The organism is Thalassolituus sp. LLYu03, from assembly GCF_050507655.1.
Classification (GTDB): Bacteria; Pseudomonadota; Gammaproteobacteria; order Pseudomonadales; family Oceanobacteraceae; genus Venatoribacter.
This window is the reverse complement of the sequence record NZ_CP191496.1, coordinates 3,159,838-3,182,664: the sequence shown is the minus strand read 5'-3', so window position 1 is coordinate 3,182,664 and position 22,827 is coordinate 3,159,838. Positions and strand designations below refer to the sequence as shown.

Below are 22,827 nucleotides of genomic sequence, written 5' to 3'. Positions count from 1 at the left end.
AAATTTACGAAAAGCTTACGCGTCCTGGCGTAAAAATCTGAAGGATTCGGAGCGGCAAAAGGGAATTTTTATGCGCTTTCGCTCTTTAGCAGCCCTTTGGCTGCTGTGTGTCGCACCGTTTTCATTTTCTGCGACAGGCGATATTCGACTGGATGGTCGTCTAACGACCCTGCCAACCTCTAAACAGTTCGTTGCCCGTCTTGCGGATTGCACCGACGTCGCCTCCGTTCGGTTTAATGAAACCGACTATCCTGTTTATGACGCTGTGCGGGTTTCTGCCGGTTCGCAAGCCTGTGAATTTCATGGCTTATCTTCAACCTTCGCCGACTATGCCGAGGCATCTGTACAGGTTATCTTCAATAGTGGTGACACTGAAATATTATCTGAAGAGTACCGGTATGAGCAGAATCAACCTGAAATAAGTCTGCAGCAGATCGGTATTGACGTTTCCACCGGAGCGCAATCACTCATCATCGAAATTAACGCTGTGGACGACACGGATGTTTCTTTTATCGATCTCTCTGTTCGCGGTTTTAAAGCCAGCGAAGTGCGTAACGCGGGCGGCGTAGTTAACAGCCCGACTGTTCAGGCTTTTATTGATTATAAAGGGCGTATATATCCTGACACTGAGAGCAGTGGCAGTGTAGTGGCCAGATTAGATTTTATTCGCCAGCTTTCTGATATGGAAATACAGAGTGATGGGATATTAATTATTGATGCTGTGGTATCTGACCCATCTGGTAATACGGCTTCTCTGAGTGAATACCGTTATACCGGTGATAATATTACCGATCAATTGAAGGCCCTGACCTTTCCTGCCGGAGAGATAGTCATCTCTGATATGCTGGACTCATTTCAGCTTATTCCACTTGGCTCTTATCAGTACCGCGGTGATGTGCCTTTGTTCGGCAAGGGTAGTGGTTTGCAGTATCTGGTGAGTAATCCCGAGCTCATAGGAGTTACGGCGCAAGGCGTTTTATATCCAAAAAAAGAGCAAAGCTCGCCCAGTGAAACCATTACCATTACGCATTCAGACGGGCCGTCGGTTGTGGTGCCCGTGCAGCTTGATTTCTCAAGAAAAGTAACTGCAATTGTATGGTATGACCAAGGGACGATTCCTGTTCTTGAAGGGCTGAATACGCTTCAGGATTTACCTGCCTTGGCCGTTTCCTATGACGATGGAAGTTTAAGAAAGCTCGACGAAAAATTTCCGCTTACGTTGTCTCTTCCTGATGGTGGTGGTGCGTATCTAGAGTTGTCGGGTAAAAAGATATCGTCGAGAAGTGAAGTTAGCGACTCGGCTCCAGTGTTGCTGAACGCTGAGTCATCAAGATTGCCCGGGCAGGTTTTTCACCTGCCAATTGCGTTTAAGGACGCCCCTCCGCTTGCAGTAATTTCTGGTGCCAAGCAGGTAGCTGTTGGCTCGATCCTGGAGTTGAGTGCCAATGTATCTGATGATGTTGGAATTCGCCGAGTCACCTTTCTGAAGGACGGGCAGCCAATTATCGTCAGGGATCAGCCACCTTATGAGCTGGCGATGAATATTGTCGAATCGATGGATGGTCAATCTTATTTATTCAACGTCCTCGCCGAGGACAGTGCCGGACATGTGGTTTTGTCGCAGCCACTGAAAGTCACAGTTGAGGACGAGAAGACTGCGACCAATCCAGGGCATATACATGAATCGCCAAGCTCTTCGCTGCCAGTCGTTGAGGGTGGCCGCTATTGGTACCGTGCCGCTTACGATCTGGGGTTGGCTCAGGATATGAACGGCGATTCGCGTTCAAATATTCAGAAAATTACCCTGTATATAGATGACCAGAAGTCAGAAGTTATCAGCTATCCGCTCATTGAACCAAGAATGCTGCCAACCGGTGAGAATGGCGACCTTGAAAAGCACATGTTTGAAGTCTGGCAGGCGGAGTTGAGGGCGCCGGAGATTTCGGTTGAATACACCTCTTTACCGGTGCGGGCAGAGCTGAGTTTGAACAATGGCACTACGTATAAAGATGAGTCTTATCTGGTAAAGGTAATAGAAAATAATTTACCTTTGGTATCGATTGAAAATCCTGAACCGTCCTTTCAGGTTACAGCAAGCGGTTTGGTTAATGTATCGGTCGATATCGTCGACGATACTCTGTATCACGGAACCGAAGTCCGGCTGTATGTTGACGATAGCCAGGCTGATTTGAAGCGTATTACCTTTGACGAAATAGAAACCGAGTTCTCAGAGAAGGAAGAATATAAGTTACCCGAGCGCTTTAAAGGTTCATTTGCATTTTCAACCTATAAGTATAGTTATCAGTATTCCGTACCGGAATCCAAAGTTGGTGATGAGCTCCGCTTTCAGGTAAAGGTGACAGACGCTAATGGCCAATATGTTAAATCGCCAGCAATAGCAGTCTCCGTTATCGGCGACCAGCCCCCCGGCGTGTCCGTAGTCTCTCCGGTTCCGGGGCAATATATCACTGAAGGTGAGACCATCCGCGTTCAGGCTGCCGCAGAGGATGACATTGCGGTAGAGCGCGTCGAGTTCTATGTGAATGGTAATCTTACGGAAACTGTCGGGACCCTACCCTACCTTTTTACATATACAGCACCGCAGGATATTGAAAAAGAACAGGTACTCACCTTTTGGGCTGTGGCCTATGACAGTAAAGGTCATCGCGGAGAGAGTCAGACAGTAAAAACGACTTTAGGCCATGATGATCGACCGCCGGTTCTGGAATGGATTTCGCCGGAAATTGACCTGATTGAGGGCAATATGCAAGCTGCAAGTGTCCCTGAGTCTTCCGTTCAGGTCATGAAATTTTCCGCCTATGACAATATTGGTATCTCGGAATTGCGGATTTCTGGCGTTGCGAAATTCGAGAACGGCTATGAACTGACACATGATCTGTCGCAGACAGTGGTGGTTCCGGTCAATCCGGTGCCGGCTTCGGTTAACCAATATACTTCCGCCTTTTTATTGACCATTCCTGAGTTGCAGGTTTCGTCGGCGCTCAGTTATGAAAATTTCCCTGTTGAGGCCGTGGTGAAAGACTACAAGGGAAATGAAACGCATAAAAGTGTCAGTATCAGAGTTGAGAAGAATAAGGGCGCCGTGGTCAGCAGGCTGCAGCTTCTTAGTGACAAGATATACCCGAAAGGTACGCTGAAATATTCGGTAATGGCGACCGATGACGTTAAAGTGACAGCGCTGAAAGTAGCCTTAAAACGCAACGGACAACTTTTATCTGAACAGGTGATCGATCAGCAGAGCGGCCTTGTTGCCAATAGCAGTATCATTAAGTCGTTCGAGACAGATCTAGAGGATCTGGATATTCCCAATGAAAATTCGCAGTTAATATTGCGGGTAACAGCTTTTGATGATTCCGCAGTATCTGATCCGGTTCTGGGCTACAAGGAATATAATATTGCAGTCATGTCCGATGTTGATCCCCCGGTTTTTTCTCTATTATCACCGGTTCAGGGCAGTGACATCATACCGGCCCAGGTGAATGCATTTTCCTACCGAATATCTGATAGTTCCGTTATCAGTAGTTGGTCAGTGTCCATTGCGGGTAAACAGGTTGCTGGCGAAAATGATATTAATGAAAAGCAGGAGGTTAATGGTAGTTTTCAGGTCAATCTGAAAAGCATCCTATGCCCAGCTGGATGCTCGGCCGGGTCAGAGGCTGTATTAGTACTGACTGCAGAGGATCTGTATGGCAATAAAATGTCCAGTAACTGGCGGTACGCGCTCGTTTCTGACAATAAGCCATCCTTGTCTGTGCGCTTGCCTGCCCTGGGCGCATCCTACTATGAAGGTGAGATTGTACCTGTATCCCTATTGCCGTCTGATGATATAGCGCTTAAGGAAGTTGGCTATAAGGTTCTCAGGGACGGTAATCTGCTCTATAAAGAAGTGCTGGCCAGAAAAATCAATGACAATGTAATTCCTCTTGGTGAATACGTTAATGGCAGTTACAGAGTCATCAGCGGTAAGCAGGGGGATGCTACCCTCGAAGCCTATGCCATTGACTCGTCTGACCAAGAGACTATTGTTCCTCTTAATATTGATGTATTGGCTGATAACGAAGCGCCAGCGCTTGATATTATTGCGCCGTCGGTTTTACAGCTAGAAGGTCGCCCTGGCGATAAAATCTCCTTTAAAGCAGTTGCAATCGATAATAAGCATATTGCAACGGATATATGGCAAGCTCAGACTTCTGTGCAGAATCTGCGTGCTCGTGTAACGCTTCCGGACTCTGATTACCTGTATCTCGACTGGGTGGGGCTCATGAGCTCTGGTGGCGTAGAAAACGTCAAGCTGCCTAATCCAGGCACGTTTGGTGAAATTGTTTATCAGGAGCGCTATCGCCGTACATTTGATGGAAAATTTGTCCTGAATGATGAGCTGGCGTCTTACGAGGGGCAGCACCTGCCTTTACAGTTTTTACTGGCAGATAATGGTGATAACGAGGTTTACTCCGAAGTCTATGATCTGTTTGTTCTGAAGGATTCCACGCCACCTGTAGTACGCTTTTTCAATTACAATAGCCCCATATATCAGTACCAAAATTTTAAAACCAATATTGAAGTCACGGATGAAACGCTGCTTAAGGAAGTCAGTCTCAGTGTCCGGTATCAGGATGGTATTGAGAAAGCGCTAAAAACGGTAGATGATATCGGAGATTCATCTTATGTTTTAGCCGATGTTGTATTGGATTTCACGACCTATATCGAACAAAACGGTATTGGTTTGTTGCAGTTTATCGTTCGTGCGAGCGATGTTGCAGGAAACCTGCAGGAATCCGTTCTATCAATTCAGGTTGAGGAGGATCCTCAGCCGGAAATTACTTTGTCAGGGATGTATCCATCGCCGGATATGCTTGCTGGCGGTACGTCACTTTATCAGTTGCATCTCACTGACAATACAGCCGAATATCCGGTTTATCATGGAAGCTTTTATACCAGTCTGAGCGGTATATCCAGCGCCAGTCGTGCTGTTAATGTTGCTTATGAATATGAGGAAAAGATTGAGGAATCCGGAGAGGGTTTTAAATCCAGGCTGACGTCACCCATTTATAAAAACATTATCAGCTGGATAGATTATTCTGAGTACCCGTCGGCAGCCGCGTTTACAATTACCGGAACCTATGGCGATTTACTCCGTATCGAGTCAGGCAAACTGGGAGTTGCCTACGGTTATAAAAAAGAAAATATAAAGTCTCTTGCCGGAATGCCTTTGGATGATCTGGTTACTGTTACCATTCGTGCTTCTGATCAGTGCCATTTCGATAGTGTAAAACAGGTAAAGGTTGCCGATCTTGAGGATCTTCTGCAAGAACTGAATAGTGGCAAAGGTATTCACTCTTATCGCATTGATATCGACAATCCAGATGTTCCGGTCAGAGCCATTGAGCAGCAGGTTGATGGCTTTGATAAAGCGACCGTCAATGGTGTGAAGGAGTTGATGGACTATGCCTCTGCCGATTCAAGCCGATATCCGATCGTTATCTGGTTGAGAGATGATGCTGCAGATGATGGGTTAGCTTTTGTATCGCTTGGTGCAGACGCTACATACAACTCTGGAGAAATTAATAAGTACCGGAATCTGCTGATTCCGGAAGTTGTTGATACTAAACCTGTATCATTAGTCTCCTACGCGATTGACGCCGTCAGTAATAAGCGCGGCGGTGTAACACCTGTAGTGGTAACTACCCGGTCAGTAAGCCAGGACTCTACAGATCCGGGTGTTGTTGTCGATGGTCTGCTATCGAATGTGAAGCCTAATGAGAGAGTCCGGCTCAATATTAACGCGCTCGATAATACGCTTGGTATTGATGACGTTCTGGTTTCACTGAATGGTGAGAACGTTCTCGCCTATCATGGGAAATACCTTTCTGATAGTGACAGTTTAGTTTATCAGCATCCTGGCAAATTTTCGGAAGGAACATATACGCTTACCCTGAGTCTGGGGGATGTATCGGGTAATAAAACAGTTAAAACTTTTGATCTTATAGCTGGGCAGGATCTCAAGCCAGTTATTGGATGGGCAGAATTCAAAGATTCTGAGAACGAGATCAAAGATAAGGCCCGCCTGAATTATGGTGAGTTCTGGGTTGCCAATGGCGAAAAATTCAAAGTTACTTTTAGTCTCAGTGACGACGTTGGTCTGGCCAATTACCGTCTGAGCCGTTTAACCAGAACGGGTGAGAAAATCCTGATTGGTGAGGTTAAAGATTATAGGTCCGCCTGCGGCTCTTTGTGGATAAAACAAGGGGGCGTTTCACGTGAGGTTTTGTTCGATCAGGCTGAACCGACTGAATATATTGCAGAGGCAGAGGATGTTAATGGAAAAACCTCGTCCATAAGCTTTATCGTTCATCCACGTGAAAACATCCAGCCTCAGGTTCGTTTGTTTGCACCGAAGAACGGTCAATACATAGTCGCGGGTGCTATCCAGTTACAGGCTGTGGTTGCTTTTGCAGATGATAGCGAAATAAAACCAGAGTCGGATATAACTCTGTTTGTTGGCGGTGTTCGTGTTGCCACCAAGTGGCGGCCCTACGACGGTAGCAGTGCAAACTCCGCTTTTGATGAGATATATGACGAACTCGAATCCTTGTATGACCAGAAAACGGCCGCGGAATACGGCCGTCCTGATAGCAAAAATTCGGGGGTGTACTATGGCTCATTCAGCATGCCTGAAGGCATTGTACGTGTGTCCGAACCCCTTGAAATCAAGGCAGTAATACAGGATAAAAAGGGAGCGCTGAGCAGTCATGTTGTTACCGTTGTAGCCGCGCCTGACGAAATAAAACCTGAGGTTGTTATCTGGCAGCCTGATTTCGCTTATGCACCGATAGAGAACACAGATTTCACGCTATCCTTATCCGCATACGATAACGTCAAGGTTTCTCGTATAGAGGTTTATCAGGGATATGGAATCAGTCTGCCAGATGGACAATATGTCGATGGAGACTGGCCAAATCTTCTGCTAACCATCGACAATATACCTGCGGTTGATTCCGTTCCGGTAAGTGTTGAAAATATTGATACGCCTGTCTATGACAAAAAGCTTCACGTACCTTCTATTCCCGAAATTCTGACGATTTTGTCCCCTGATTTGATAGATAAGTTCAATGAAAATTACCGGATAGATTACCGGGTCAGAATCCGTGTTGTTGACTCTAACGGTAATGAAAATTTCAGCTATTCAAGCTTTCCTGTTCGTACAGATGAGCGTCCGGTTATTGACTTTGCTGAACCGCTGCCGGGTGCTTCTGTTGTTGAAGGTAACCGTCTGTATGTCAATGTTCATGGATTTGATGATGTTGGCCTGGCCTACGTGCGTCTGACTGCATATCACGCAAGCGAGACAGAAGCGGATAAAATATCAGAGCTGAAAATCTCCGGTGGACCATATAACTATCTGGTGGATGTGCCTGCGTATATTCCGGACTCTGAGCATAACCAGCTTATTCTGGTTGCGGAAGCGGTTGATACCTATGGCGACCGCATAGGCGATCTGGATAAACACCGTGTTTCAGAGCGGTTGTCATTGTTTATCGTCGAAGACGAAAAACCTGTCGTTACTATTGCCTCGCCAGCCAATGGCGCTATTTTTACTGAAGGTCAGACTATACTCGTTGAAGTAAATGCCACGGATGATATCGGTATCCGCCAATCCAGTATCACTGTTGACGGTATGATTAATGGTAATAAGTCTCTCGTTGATAGTGATTACCCATATGAATTTGCCGTTAAAATTCCATATGGTCAGGCAGGGACACCGCTGGTTCTGAATGCACAAGCTGTAGAGCAGGTTTATGGTGGGAAAGCAGCAAGATCCGCTTCTTCTGCAAATGCTGTAACTCTTTCCGTTCAACAGGATACTCAGCCTCCGTCGATTACTCTGCGCCAACCACAGCCCGGCGATACAACCTTCATAGTAGAAGATCGTGATTTAAGCTTCGATGCTGTGGTAATCGATAATGTGGAAGTTGCATCTGTTCGTGTTGATTTTATCGTAAACGGTAAATCCGTTGCTTCAGCACTGAGTACCTCAGCACCCTATTTTGGACGTGTTCCTGTTAAAACGATTGCTCACTATTTGGGTACGCAAGAGAATCTTCCTGAAGAGTTGTCGGCCACGTTCCGTATCACAGCAACAGACGGTGCTGGAAACCAGAGTGACTTTGAAACTCCTCTGATTATTAAGCGTAATCTGCCACCGGAAATTGCCAGCATTGGGGTTCTGGATCAGCGTGGATATGCAATCAGTACGGAGGACGGGCTGACCAAGGGACGTGATGTAACGATTACTGTGATTGCTTCTGATGAATTCGGTGTTGATTCTGCAGAGCTTTATCGTCTTAACAAAGATGGCTCCTATACTTTGGTGGGCAGTGATTATGCTGCACCTTTCCAGTACCCGTTCCAGATCCGTCAGGACGTTGGCAGCGAACTCAAGTTCCGGGCGAAAGCAAAAGATTATGAAGGAAATTGGTCAGATCTTGGCGGTAATCTGAGTTTTATCGTTAATGAAAACAAAGCACCACAGGTTTCAATTGTAGATCCTATCAATGGGAACTCTGCCGTTATAGAAGGGCAGACATTAAGAGTTGTTGCGGAGGTTAATGACGATCTCGGTTCTGACGGAGTTCAGCGCGTTGACTTTTTCGTAAACGACATCCTAGTTGATTCAATTTATCAGAATATGACTCTGGCTGAGGGGTATAACGCCGCTGAGAATAAGTATGCGGCTTATATTATTCTTCCTGAAGGTATCAGCGGGGCAGTACTGCAGGCTGTCGCCTATGATCGTATGGGGCTGGAAGGTAAATCTCAGCCACTGTTTATTAAACAGATTGACGATACTGTTAAACCAAAACCTTACATTCTGGCACCTGTGAGTGGTGATATTGTTACGCTAACGGCAGGACATGAAGAAGAATCGTTGCGCTTACTAGTTGCCGTTGAAGATATCGGCAATCCGGCAGACCGCCATGTGTTTATGAATCTTGCGCGCGAAGAGCAACTGGAAACTGGCGAATGGCGCACGCTTACTTCGCAACTGGTTGAGCTGATTAACGATGACAGTCGCCTGAAAGACACGGAAGTCCACAGTGAGCCGGAAAACTACTATTACGTGTACAGTTATGATTTTGCCTCTGGTCAGGTTCTGAGCCATGACGACGGCAGCGTTCAGAGATTGCGCATGGATGCATGGGTTGATACGCCTGGAGACTCTTCTCCTCAGGTTGTGTCTGCCTATGGCGAAATTGGCATGGCTTTCAGCCGCCAGTTGTTTATTCAGCCGGGACGCAGTGACTCGACCAGGAATGTTGCTGCTGATGTATTCTATACCGCTGTCGATCAGTATTCCGCAGGTGAAGAGAACGGAAGTTTGCTTGTATCCTGGTCTACCGTCAGCCCATATGTCACAGAAAGTGGCTTGGGTAACATCAGAGATAACGAAAAGTCATCCTGGACTGGCTTATACAATATCGGTCAGTCTGATCAGTCAGAAACTTCTGCTGGTGTGACATACGCGTATTCAGACAATCTGAATGGTGCTGCAGAAGTCTTCGCTGGTACGATTGCTGAAATTAAAGCTATGTCTGCCGCGGTATTTGCAGGTAAATCAGCAGTTGGCGCCTCATATGCCGGCACTCAGGACGCAACTGACAATGAATTTGTAAAAGCGCTGAAAGAGCAAATTGACGCCAGCAACTCTGCTGGTAGATTTGATAGCTACGGCGCTTCTGAGCTGCTGATTTTTAATCATCAGAATGGCGATAATCAGTTTGGCTTGCCGTACTTGCTGAAAGGGCGCGCAGATTTACCGTTCGATGAAGTCTATGGTCTGGATTTATCCGGTGAACTGGCACTAGTTGCTAACGGTGAGGGTGGGGTAATTGCGTTCAACGTCAGCGATCTTGCAACACCTTATCGCACGGGTTATGTGAAGCCAGATGGTTTTGCCCGTGATGTGCTTATCCTTGGCCACTACGCATACATAGCCGCCTCAGAGCAGGGCGTTGTTGTTGTCGACATTACCCATCCGGATCTTCCGGTAGTCGATGTATTCGATACTCTCGGAGTAGCCAACAGGCTGGCTGCAGAAGGAAATCTGCTTTATGTAGCTAATATGGCAGGGTCTGGTACGCAGGCACAGCTGAATGTGATCGATATTTCAGATCCGCATAACCTTCGCCATGTATTCGCCTATGAGTTATCTCATGGCCGGGAAGATTTTGAATTCGATGGTATTTATGATCTTAAGGTTATTGCTGGCCTTGCCTATGTAACGGTGAATTATTCCGATCAGGAGGATAAGCCGGAGCAATCTTCAATAGAAATTATCGACACTTCAGCACTCAGAAGCTTCGAATACTTTGAAACGCGCAATGCAGTTACTCACCGTAAGCCAACATCTGAAGACGTTGGCGCGCGAGGGATTGCACTTGCCTATGACGAAATCTACGTGGCTGCCGGACGTCAGGGGCTTAAGCAGCTAGAACTGAACAGTTTGACCGTAATCAGTCATACGCCAGGCAGTAATGATCAAAACGTAGCAGCAGATCTTGCGGCGATTAACATCCGTATATCGCACCCTGTGGATATTAGCGAAAATTATCAGCAATACATTTCTGTGTGGTCTGGTGCTGCTGGTTTCGGTCAGGATGTGACCGATCTTTTTGATATTTCGGTTTCTACCAGCGATGTTGAAGGGGATTCTTCCCGCTTGCTGGTTCTTACCCGCAAAGATTCAGAAACTCTGCAATACAACACCCGCTACGTTGTGCACATTGAGCCGGGTATGCAGCCGATAACCGGTGGTGCTATGGCTCAGAGTTATGAGTTTTCGTTCACAACGATCGCTGATCCTGCAGCTGAGGTTCCGGTCATTGAAGCTATATCACCGGCGACTGTCAGCACTCAGGGCGGAGACCTTGTTGAGATTGTCGGTTTCGGCTTTACCGATATTCAATCTGTGAACATTGGCGGGCGTGACGCTGTCATTTCCTCTGTTGAGGTTATTGACGCTGACCGTCGTCAGTATCGTATTACCGTTATTGCACCTGCTAACTACGCGGGTCCGGCCACGCTTGAAATCACTAATAAGTGGAGTATTACGACTACTGTAGTTGGGGCTGTAACCTACACGGATGATCTGCGCGTCAGTTTTGTTAATCCGGCAGTTGTACACGTTAACCAGAACGGAATAAATGATCGGGCAGAAATTATTGGCTATGGTTTTAGTCGCTCAACGACAGTGACCGCATATCCGTTTGGTCAGAAAGAAAAAGCGGCGACAGACTATATTGATAATGATCGACTGATTCTGAAAAGTGCTGAGCAGATGCTGTGGACTTTGCCGGATTTCGGTAAATCCTTCCGTGGTTTTGTAACCCTTGAAGTGGTGGATGGTCAGAGGAAAATCGTCATACCTCAGGCGGTTTTCTTTGGCGCAATGGTGACCGATGCCCGCATAGAAACCCGTGAAAAGCCGCCGGTCGATATGCAAGATGATTATTCTGTTCAGCCCTCCATGTTGCCCTATGGGCGGGTAGTGGATATAGAGTCTGATGCCGATTTGCAGTTGTTTTATGTACTTGGCCGTGCCCCTCAGGCTAGTCTTTCCGGCATTAACAGCGAGCTGCAACTCAATCAGGGCAGTTATCGTGGCTGGCTTGCTCTGGTGCATTACGAACGTGATGATTTAGGTAATGCAGCACCTATGCATGGTCTTGGCTATTACGATATGCCGGCGGATCTTGAACCTCGCGCCATGCAGCGCCACGGCGATTATCTGTACGTTGTTGCCAAAGGCCGACGCTATGCCGGATTTGATACTACATATGAAGGCCGTGATTGGCTGTTGGTATACCGTACGGTTAAGCGCTTACCGGGTGATTCGGATGGTACAGAGCAGGCAGAAGGCGAAGACCGAAACTTTATTAATGCGATTCCTCTGCCGACCGATAACGGATCTGAATTCTACACAGAAGCTCAGGGCGATCTTCTGATTGTTGCTGAGAAAAACCAGGGTATTCACCTGCTGTCATTAGCTAATCCTGCCCGACCTGGCCTTATTAACAGTATTAGTAAGATTCAGACCAGTCAGGGAGCCCGCAAACCGGTTATTAACCAACTGTACATTAAAGGCAGTGAATTATTCGTAGGAACGGGTTCAGATAAAAATGCATGGTTCGTCTTTGATTTAACTAAGGCATCGACACCACAGGTCGATATTCTTCCCGTACACGGTCTGCAGGCTGGTGTATATCCGGATGGCGTTCACCTGAATAATGATTTCAATATTTATCAGCGGCCAGCTACAGATCAATGGCGCCTGGCGGGGCAGTTCGAAGATTTCGGTGATGTTTTTTATGAGCGTGGCGCGTTGGCGCTGGACGGTTGGTCAACGGCCGCCGTTAAGTTGAACAAGCGAAAGTGCTCGGAAAACAGTAACGTTTACTATTTATCTGCTATGGATTTTGCTGAATATCAAAATCCGTATCTGCTCGACACTATGATGCTGTTGGCCGACGGTGCGGAAGATACAGGAACTGTTGAAAAGATCCTGGATATTGAAACCAACCTGCCATCAGGTTGCACTATTAATCATTACGGTCCATTTATTTACTCCGCTGATGGAATTGTGGCAACGGCTGTTGTATCCGATGAAAATAGTATTCTGGATATTGTCGATACCCATATTCAGGATCTGGTTTCCTCCTGGCCGCAAGATGGTTCCGCATCGGTTGCGCAGGACGCGCGTATTCGCCTGCTCTGGACCATGCCATTCGAAGGTGTTGGGTCGCTCAAAGACTATTTGCAGCTGATTCGAGTGACGGGTGACGAAAGTGGCGAAAGTCTCACTTTTGAGCTGGATATTAACCCTGAAAATGCCCGGGAGTTATGGCTCACACCGAATCAGGAGCTTGATGCAAATACCCGTTATCAGCTGCGTATTTCTGGTGTTAAGGCATCCCGTCGCACCGAGGGCCTGACCGACCTCGTGCTCAGCTTCTCTACCGCGGCTTACCGTGGCGCAGATATTGAATGGCTGGGCGCCGATAAAACTTCGGTATCAACACTGGGGGATCAGGTTGTTATTACACTTGCCAATGCCGAGTCACCACAATTCTTTATCGGTGGCAAACTGTGTAATTTGCTCAGTACAGAACCCGTTGCCGCCAACAGTGCGCGCTATCAGGTTGAGGTACCACCGGGTCAGGTCGGACCTGTTGGGGTGGATATCGCTGATGCTATGGGGCGCAGCTGGTCGGCGCTCGGCAAATTTGTCTACGTTAAACCTCTGGATCTTCAGTCGATTTCACCAGATGAGGGCACGCTGGAGGGCTATCAGACTCTTGAACTGACAGCCGATGGACTGCCGCCGGATGTCGAGCAAATTCAGGTTTTCTTTGGCAATCAGCAGGCTGCGCAGGAAAATTTCAAATTAGTTGCGAATAATCGTCTGCAATTACTCACCCCACCGGGGCAGCTGGGCAAGGTCAGTGTGCGGGTCGTTCTGAGCGATGGTCAGGAAGACATTCTCGAAGACGCTTACACCTATCAGCAGCCAATCCAGTCGGAAATCCAGACCGGCCAGGTGACGGCGATGGCGATTGATCCGTCAGCTACTTATATGATGGTTGCTGCCGGACAGTCTCTGCGCATTATCAATATCGATCCGTCGGCATGGACGGCGAATAATATTGAGTACGATGAAGATGGTCAGGAAATTATCCGTGATCCGTTGAATCCGGATGATCTGCGTCGGGTTATTGACCTTAATAATGATGATATTGATGATCGCATCGTCTTTAACTGGCGTGCGACCGACGGCTATCACATTCTCGGCGTACAGGGATATTTCGAGCGTGGCAATGATCTGGTTTACATGGCAATGGCCAAGCCTTCGGGTAATGGCTTCTCAGACAGTAAGCTGGTGGTGCTGGCTGTCAGCGACGATCTGACAGAAGCCAATATTGTTCGCGAACTGCCACTGCCGGGCGATATGGCTCGCGGATTACTGGTTGAGAACAACCAGGTGCTGACCACTCTGGGCAAAAATGGTCTGGGTCTGGTAGACGCTTACCTGCCTTATAAAGCCTATCTTATGGATTGGGGGTCACTGTCTACTGCATTGCCAACACTGGATGTGCGTCGTGCTACCGAAAGTTATCAGGGGCAGCCGGTTTATGTGGCGGTCGCCGGCGACTGGTCTTACCCTGCGCAGCAACTGCTGAGTGATGAAGTGTCAGGGGCTGGTGGTTTCCATCTGGTCAGCCGTCAGGATGCAGGACTGACAGAAATTTCCTCTCTGGATATTCCGGCCTCACGGGTGCGGGTGAAAGAGAACATTGCCTATCTGGCCGCGGGTAAGCGCGGTCTGGTGGTCGTTGATATCAGCAATGTGACTGCGCCTAAAGTGATTGCCCGCTTGAGCAATATTGGCCATGTTTACGATATCGATATATCGGGTCACATGTTGTATGCAGCAGTTGGCGACAAAGGCATTGCCGTAATCGACATTACTGTGCCGTCCGCACCTCAGTATGTTTCTATGCTGGACGCTTTCAACGATATGAGCAGCCGTCATGTGGTTGCTTTGTCAGCGTCTGTGGTTTCCGGTGGCTGGAACTCTGCTTATGGTGCAATCCAGGTAATTCCTGACTCTGAACTTAAGCTTTTCCATGTTGATCCGGTCAGCGGCATTCTTGATTACGATGCTGATGACAAAGTGCGGGCCATTTTCCGCTTCAGTAAAGCGATTGATCTTTATGCGCCAAATGAGCAACGCTTCCATGTGACCGATGATCAGGGGCAGGCACTGCCATTTGCACTTGATATTAATGGTAATCAGGCGGAGATCACATTAACCGATGTTTCCGGATTAACCGTTGGTAACAGGCTGGTTGTGACGATAGATGCAGGCCTTGCGTCCGTAAAACCCCTGACAGAAACCAATGTCATCAGCCTGTATAAACTCAAGAAAACTCAGACTCAGACCTTTATTTACCGCGGACGAACAGCTGCCGATCTCTGGATCGACAGTGTATTGCCACGCCGGCAGACCGTGGGTAAAACCTTGGACGTCACTATATCTGTGCATGGCTTACCTCTGGATAAAGCCCGTGTCCGCGCCTGGATCGGCGATCAGCCAATCAGCATTACTTCGCTGGAAAGCAATGACGAGGAAGAGCGGGTTGGTATTCTCTATGGGACCAGCCCGGCACTGAATATTCCGGGTTATTACGATGTTCGTGTTGATATCAATCGCTACGGCCTCTGGGAGACCACTCGCCTGCTGGGTGCTGTTGCAGTGGATGCTCCTCTCACGCTTCACTCGGTTATTCCACAGTGGGGGCCACTGGCCGGCGGCACGCGTATAGAAATTACCGGTACCGGTTTTGAGCCTGGCAATACCGTGGCTGATGGCATACATATGCTGATTGGCTCGGCTCCGGTGACTAATATTGACGTCATTTCCTCCCGTAAGCTGATTGCCTATACGCCGCGCGGCGTCACAGGTCGCCAGCCTGTGCTGATGACAAACCGTTATCAGCAAAAAGCGGAACTACCTGAAGAAAGCGGTTTTGGTTATGGCTTGCGGCCACTGGCACAGGCCACAGCGGCACTGACACACCCGACAGCTGTGACTGTTGATCAGGATACCGGTGTTGCTATCGCCACCTCCGGCTTCTTCACTGAAGCATTTGGTCGTTATGACAAAGATCTGTGGGAGCTGCAGCACAAAGATTACAACGGCGTTCGCTTGCCGGATGCACTGCGTGCCGTCAGTTACGACGTGCAGGGTGAAACCCATATTCTGCAGGTAGGCGGTGTGGGTAACCTGCCTGCCGGAGAGGAAGGCCAGGTACGCCTCGCGCGCGACGTTGTGCGTAGGGCTCTGGAAGCCAAGCAGCTCAGTGAAATGATTGGCATGGGTGAGCCGCTGACGCAGGAAGAAGAAGAGCAACTCAGTAAGGTCGCTTACGAATATATTGCCACCAGTCTCGACTCGCTGAATTTGCAGGCCGTCGAGGAATACGAAGAAGGTGTTCAGCGCAAACGTCTGTATGTGGCGAACGGCACAGCGGGTATTTCCCGCCTGAATCTTGACGAACAGAACGGCATGCAGCTGATTAACGAAATCGGCGGCAACGAAAACGAATACCTGTATACCGATCTCGTTAAGCAGGGCAACAGCCTGTTTACCGCTGTGACTGCTGCGTCGGGCATGGTCAAAATACTTATGCCTTTGTGCAATGGTGAAGGTGAATGGGGTGGCTTCCACGATGCCATGCATTTCAGCTACATCAGTGCAGAAGATCCGGTGAAGCTCCCCGATCCGGCGCTGGAAACCGGTGCAGCCATTGCTCTTAAAGGCGAATGGTTGCTGGGTGGTGGTGTGCAGGGCTTCAGTCCGAAATTCCCGCGTGAAATCTGCGGTCGTTGGAAAGGCGTGAACGCCGCCCGAGTAGTCACCGGTGAAGCAAGCTCACTCGGTGACTATGACGGTGCGCAGAATCTGACAGCTGTGAATCTGCTTGATCCTGTCCTGACCCGTTCCTATGCCTTTGATGCCGCCATTGCCGATATCGCCTACTTTGATCATTACCTGGTCGTGGCGCTGGGTGAGTACGGTGTTGAGTTGCTGGATATGGACAGCGACGAGCGCATACGTATTTCTACTTCGGCAGAATTGCAGGATGTAGCAGCTACCGTGACCCGTGTGAGCGTGGTCGGTAATCTGTTGTTTATGTCCGGTGAGTCGGGCTCTGTGGTTGTGGTCAGTCTGAATGATCCACAGCATCCACAGATCATCAGCGCCGGTAATACCGAACTGGCCTTTGGCACGGATATTTATAAAAACCGCTTACTCGTTGCGTCAGGCGAAAATGGCCTGCGCGCCATGGAATTGCCGGGTGCGTTTGTTACCGGGATCAGCACTCAGGCTGACGGTGGTTTGTCACTTAATGAAAATGAACCTCTGATTATCCGCTTTAACGAGTCCATCAGTGTCGATTCCACAGCACATGCTGATGCATTCACTCTGGTTCGTCACAGCAGCAACAGTAATGAGACTTTTGCTGTTCCTGCTGAGTGGGTTGCTGTCGACGGCCGTGATGGCAGCGCCACGCAGTTCGAAATTCAGTTCAGCCGTGAGCCTGGTGAATACACCCTGAGCGTGAATGATCTGGAGACCATTCGTGGTACTAACCTTTGGACGCAGCATATCGAACACTTCACTGTGTTTGGACACAGTGCCCGTATTCCGGAAATTCATTATCTGCAGAATAACCAGATTTTTGCTGATGATTTCAGCAGTGCGATTGTTATTAAAGGACGTGCTTTTGCTGATGGGCAACTGACTGCACAGTTGGATAACTACGATATACCTGTGGTGGTTATCGATGACGAAACCGCTGAAATTCCATCAGGCACCTTGCAGATGCTGAATCTCGCTGCCGGCGAGCATCACTTGCTGCTGAGCAATGAAGGGCGCAAAGCGTTTTATGCTGGTGCTGTGTTCTATACCGACTCCCCGGAAAATGTTCAGTTCAAACTGGATATTAACAGTGGCGACGTTACTGGCGGCCATCATATAACCGCGAGTTCAGGTAAGAGCGTTTTCCAACCGGGAAGTCGTGTGCGTTTTGTATCGCGGGTTACCGGTGAAATAATCGAGACAACCGTCAGTGAAAATGGCTACCGTCTGATCAGTCTGGATGACGACGTCCTGACGCCGGATAGCTTCCGTTTCCGTGCGCCGGGCGTTACTTACCCGGGTATTTATGATGTGTATGCCGTTATGCCATCCGGTGCTGGTACACGTGAAGTGCTGATGGGCCAGTTCTCTTACAGTCGTGGTACCGGTCACGAGTGGCAATTACCGAATTATCCGCCAATGGAAGTGGGGGGCGTCGAACAACAAAACGAATATCTGCTGGTTGGCGTGAAAAACGGTAAAAATCCGACTGCAGAAAACCGTTTCCTGATGAAGTATGGTTTTGAATTCTACGATGTGTCCATTCCTGACCGCGCCATCCGTTTGTCGCAGGTTAAAACACAGGCACCGGTATACGGCGTGACCATGAGTGGCAACCTGGCTTACCTGGCCGGTGATACGGCGGGTCTGCATATCGTTGATATCACAGACAAAGACGCACCTCTGGTGGTTGCAACCCAGACCTTCAGCGGCCTGAAAGCCATGGATGTTGCTATCCGCAGAGAGCATCAGGTTCTGGCGCTGGCATTGGCCGATCCGCTGGGTGGCGGTTATATCCGCTTTATTGATATCAACAGTGAGAATCTGCTGGCACCGACCGGTTATGTCACACTGAATTTTGCTGCCCACGATAATAATCCGGATGTATTGCAGGGCCAGCCGGTTGATATCGCCTGGCAGGATGGAAAACTGCATGTACTGCACAAGCGCGACAAACAGCTCATTCTGACGGTTATTTCCGGGTTGGGCAGCGATGATGTGCACTGGACCAGCTCTGTGCTGACAGAGATGGGCGGTGGCGGCGATCTGGATGAGCTGTCCATGTATGTTGAATCCGGACAGGTTCATGTGGCGTCGTCCACTTATCACTATGTTTACCAGCTGGATGCCGACGATAACGCCAGCGTGATTTACTGGCAGCAGCGTGAAGATGGTGGTGAATTATTCGCGCAGGAAGGGCAGCTGCTCAGCTCCGACGATAATGGCTTTGTTGTTATCCGTCCGCATCAGCTGGCCGTTACCGCTATTTCACCACTTGCCGGCAGCAGTGTGGCGGGCGGCAGTGAAATCCGCATTCAGTTTAACTCTCTGATCGATACATCCGCTGAAAGCATCCAGCAGTATATTCTGTTGAAAGACAGTACCGGGGTTGATGTTCCCCCTGCTCTGTGGCCGGTAACCGCTGTGAATACGGTACGCGGTGCACGGGTCAGCATCGCCCTGCAGGAAGGTATTGCTGCAGGTCCGCTGACCCTGCATATTCTCGACGGACTGAAAGATCTGGATGGACTGGGAATGGCACGTGCGGTTCAGCATCCGTTGCAGTTCAGCACCAGTCAGATTGCCGTTATCACCTCGGTCAATCGTATGGTCAATGGTAAGGCCAGTGGCCATTATTTCCATGCGGATGGCAGTGAAGTTGCCCGTATCCAGGGTCAGTATCTGTCTGCTGTCAGCACAATTTCTATCGGCGAAACCAGACTTTCAGGCAGTGCGTTACGTGTTATTTCAGATTCAGAAATCGAAGTGGATGTTCCTGATCTGCATCTGGGAGAGCTGACCCTGTCGCTGAATCTGGCCGCCGAAAATGCAGCGGGTCGTGGCATACTGCACGGTGCGCTTGTGATTATGCCGGCCAGTCATATCGAGGCTTTCTATCCGCTTACCGGTCCGCCGCGTGGTGGCAATGATATTGATGTTTATGGCAGCGGCTTTAACCGTTTTGTCAAAGTGTATGTCGGCGAAAATCAGGCATCCGATCTGCGTCTGATCAACGCCAACCATATTGTTGTTAAGGCGCCGTCCGGCTTCTTTGGTTATCAGAACGTCCTCATTGAAAATCCGTATTTTGCCGGCGAAATTTCGCAGGCAGATACTGCTTACTTCTATGCGGGTCAGCCAACCGGCAAGCTGGATATGCCGGCCGCTGCACCGTCGCCAATTGCCGCCATGGCGTATCAGAATCAACTGCTGTATGCCGTGACTGGCGGTGCATTCACTCCGCGTGATCGCGCCGGTAATGTGAAATCCCAGTTGAAAAACAGCGTAGCGCGTCTGGTTATTGCCAATACGTCGGATCCGGTAGCACCGGAGCTGGTGAACAGAACTGTGGCCGATCAGATTCTCAGCTATCACTTTGAAGCGGCCAGCAGCGATGGCGTATTTGTTGATGTTGAAGTGGCCAGTGATGTACTGGTTGCCGCAGCCGAAAAGCGCTTCTTTATTTTCGACCTGACACTGCCAACTGATCCGCTGCTGGTGAAAGATATTGCCACCACAGGAACCATCCGGGATGCCCTGATTTATCAGGGGCTGATATTCATCGCACACTCCATGGGTGTTGATATTTATCGTCAGCAGCAGGATGACTACGAGCGTGTCGGCAGTATTTCCAACAGCGAAATGGGTGGCTCCGCTTATCGTCTGCGGGCGGATGGCTACAAGTTGTGGGTAGTGCAGACCATTGCTCGTCGTGTGATCAGTCTGGATCTGCGTACGTCAGATTATCCACTGATTGATGTCATTGAGACCGTCAATAACAGTGGCACCCGTATCCGTCCTTACGATTTTATAGCGCTTGATCATCAGTACCTGGTGGCAACGGGGCCGCTGGCGACAGTGCAGATGTATCAGGATGATCTGCGACAGGGTGGGCAGCTGGCAGGAGAAGCCAAGCTTGAATATCTGATCGAAAACAGCGATATGAGTGCCGACCGTATTCAGCTTAAAGGTCAGACTCTGTACGTGGCTGCGCAGGAAGGTGATGTGCAGTTGTTTAATATTTCTGACTGGTTATTCGGGGATTTCTCGGGCGAGCCAACGCTGGATTACTACTACGCAGTCACTGGCAACACCACCAGTCTGGTGGTTGAGCCGACGGCTATTTATGCCGGCACGGTTTATGGTCTGGGGTCCGACGGCAAGGCCTACGAAAACCCGTACGACGATGTCGTACCAAGCAGCGCCAGCGGTCAGCTGGCGACCATTGAAAACGAGCTGTTTGTTGTGATGGATCAGTTCCCCGCGGTGGGCGGTACGCTGATGAAGTCCGAGTCTCTGAGCTTCACGGTTAACCGTGTGGTGGATGAACTGACGGTCAATAACAATACGGTAAAACTCTATCGTTCCGGGCAACCGTTGCCGCTGAGTTTCAGTATCCGTGTTAGCAATGGTCTGAGCACTATTAAGGTCAAACCAGATTTCAGCCTGGAAGACGGTGCGCTGTATGAGCTGGTGGTCAGCGAGGATATCCGTGATATTTATGCGACACCATTGCATGGCCGCTACCGTTCCGGATTTATTTACCGCGATCACACGCGTCCGCAGCTGCAGGAAATCAGCAGCAGCTACGTTAACTGGAAAGGCGGAGAAGTCATTGATCTGTATGGCAGCGGATTCTATCCGGGTATGGCCGTGCAGATTGGCGGTATCTGGCTTACAGCCGATCAGATTGAATGGATTGATGACGGTCATATCCGCATTACGCTGCCGCAATTAACATCCGCCCGCGATGAAAATCAGTTGTATGCGATCAGCCTCGGCGACAGTGGACAGCAGGAAGTAGCGCTGGGACAACTTAACGTCGTTGCTAACCCATCCATCAGCGCGGCGGGTAAATACCGCGAGAGCACGCAGTCGGTTAATTCATCAGTACAGATGTTCGCCTTTAACAGCATGAGTCGGTTGGCGATTCAGGGTAAAGGTTTCGGACCGTTTACCCGCGTCACAGTGAATGGCCGTAGTGCAGAAAACGTTGAATTTGTGCGTGATGATCTGATTACGTTCGATCAGCCGTACGACACGCTGGGCACCTTATTGATTGAGGTGACCAACGATGGTCGCGACTTCAGCCAGAATCAGGCCTTGCGCGTTGAGTTAACGCCGACGGACTCAGGTGTGATTGCATCGTCCGTTGTGCGTGATGGTGATTTGCTCGCCGCTGTAACCAGTGTGGGCACAGTGCAGTTATTCACCACCGATGAAAGCGATGTTCCGTCTTTCTTAGCATCCGTATCATTGCAGGAAGAGGTTAAAGATCTGGCGCTCGCTGATGGCTATTTGTACGTCCTGCTGAAAGAGTCGGCAGCCGTACAGGTATTTGATATCAGCAACCTGTATGTTCCAGAGCTGGTCAATACCGTGACGAATCCACAGGGGCTGAGTTTCCGTGGTATTAAAGCCAGTCGCCGCCATCTGATTGCCTGGGATGAGCAGGGCATTTACAGCACGCACACCTTTGGTAAAGACTGGGATTTCCGTGCCGCCGATGAAACGCTCATCAGTCTGCAGCTGACAGCCCGTTACGCATACGCCTTAACAGCGACCCGCGTGCTGAAGTTCGGTCTGGATGACAATCAGGCGCCGCTGGCATTTACGCACGCGGCATTATCTCCGGCGGCCATGGTCGTTCATCATGATCTGGCGGCCATCGTCGATGGCCTGCGCCTGCACTGGCTGGATCTGGTCAGTGGCGTCAGTCGTGGTACCAGCCAGATTCCGTCCAATGCAGATATTGCTCTGCAGGGTGAGCTGTTGGTGGTGGCTAATCCGGCAACGGATCTGCATTCGGTGTATGACATCAATTTCGCCGATAATAACTACGTGGATCTGAATCTGCTGACCTCATATCAGGCGGATGCCGCCACAGGTCTGAGCTGTCATGACGGCCTGGTTGAATGGCGTGATGGTTCCGTGATGCATCATGTCCGCCTGCCATTGCTGACCGTTACCCCGGATGAAGATGAATTCATGTCTTCCAGCAGCGCCAACCTGACGATGAACTTATCCGTTGCTCATGGCAGCTGGCAGCAGACGTTACTGACACTGGCTTCCCTTAACGGTGATAACGTCGATGGTGTAACCCGCCTTCTGGGCGATCGCCTGATTTTTGAAGCGTTTGCCGGTGAACTGGCGGCGCAGACGGATTATCGCCTGCGCGTTGCCGGACCAGTAGAGCAGTATGTTGATGGTTTGGCACTGAACCATGACCGTGCTTATCACTTCCGCAGCGGAATTGCCTTTGATATCCAGGAGCCGGACGTCAGTGTCGTGTCTCCTTATGTGGTCACCAGTGCATCTGCTCATCA

At 49.4% G+C, this 22,827-nt stretch carries 1 protein-coding gene (only partly in view); it reads left to right on the top strand.

Translation table 11 applies throughout. The features are described 5' to 3' along the window. Positions 1-70 precede the first annotated feature (70 nt). A protein-coding gene (locus ACQUQU_RS14165; protein WP_430460354.1) for an Ig-like domain-containing protein crosses the window boundary here: on the top strand, positions 71-22,827 show its 5' portion. It continues 13,165 nt past the right edge of the window; only the first 22,757 of its 35,922 coding nucleotides appear in the window; the start codon lies at positions 71-73; its stop codon lies off the right edge, out of view.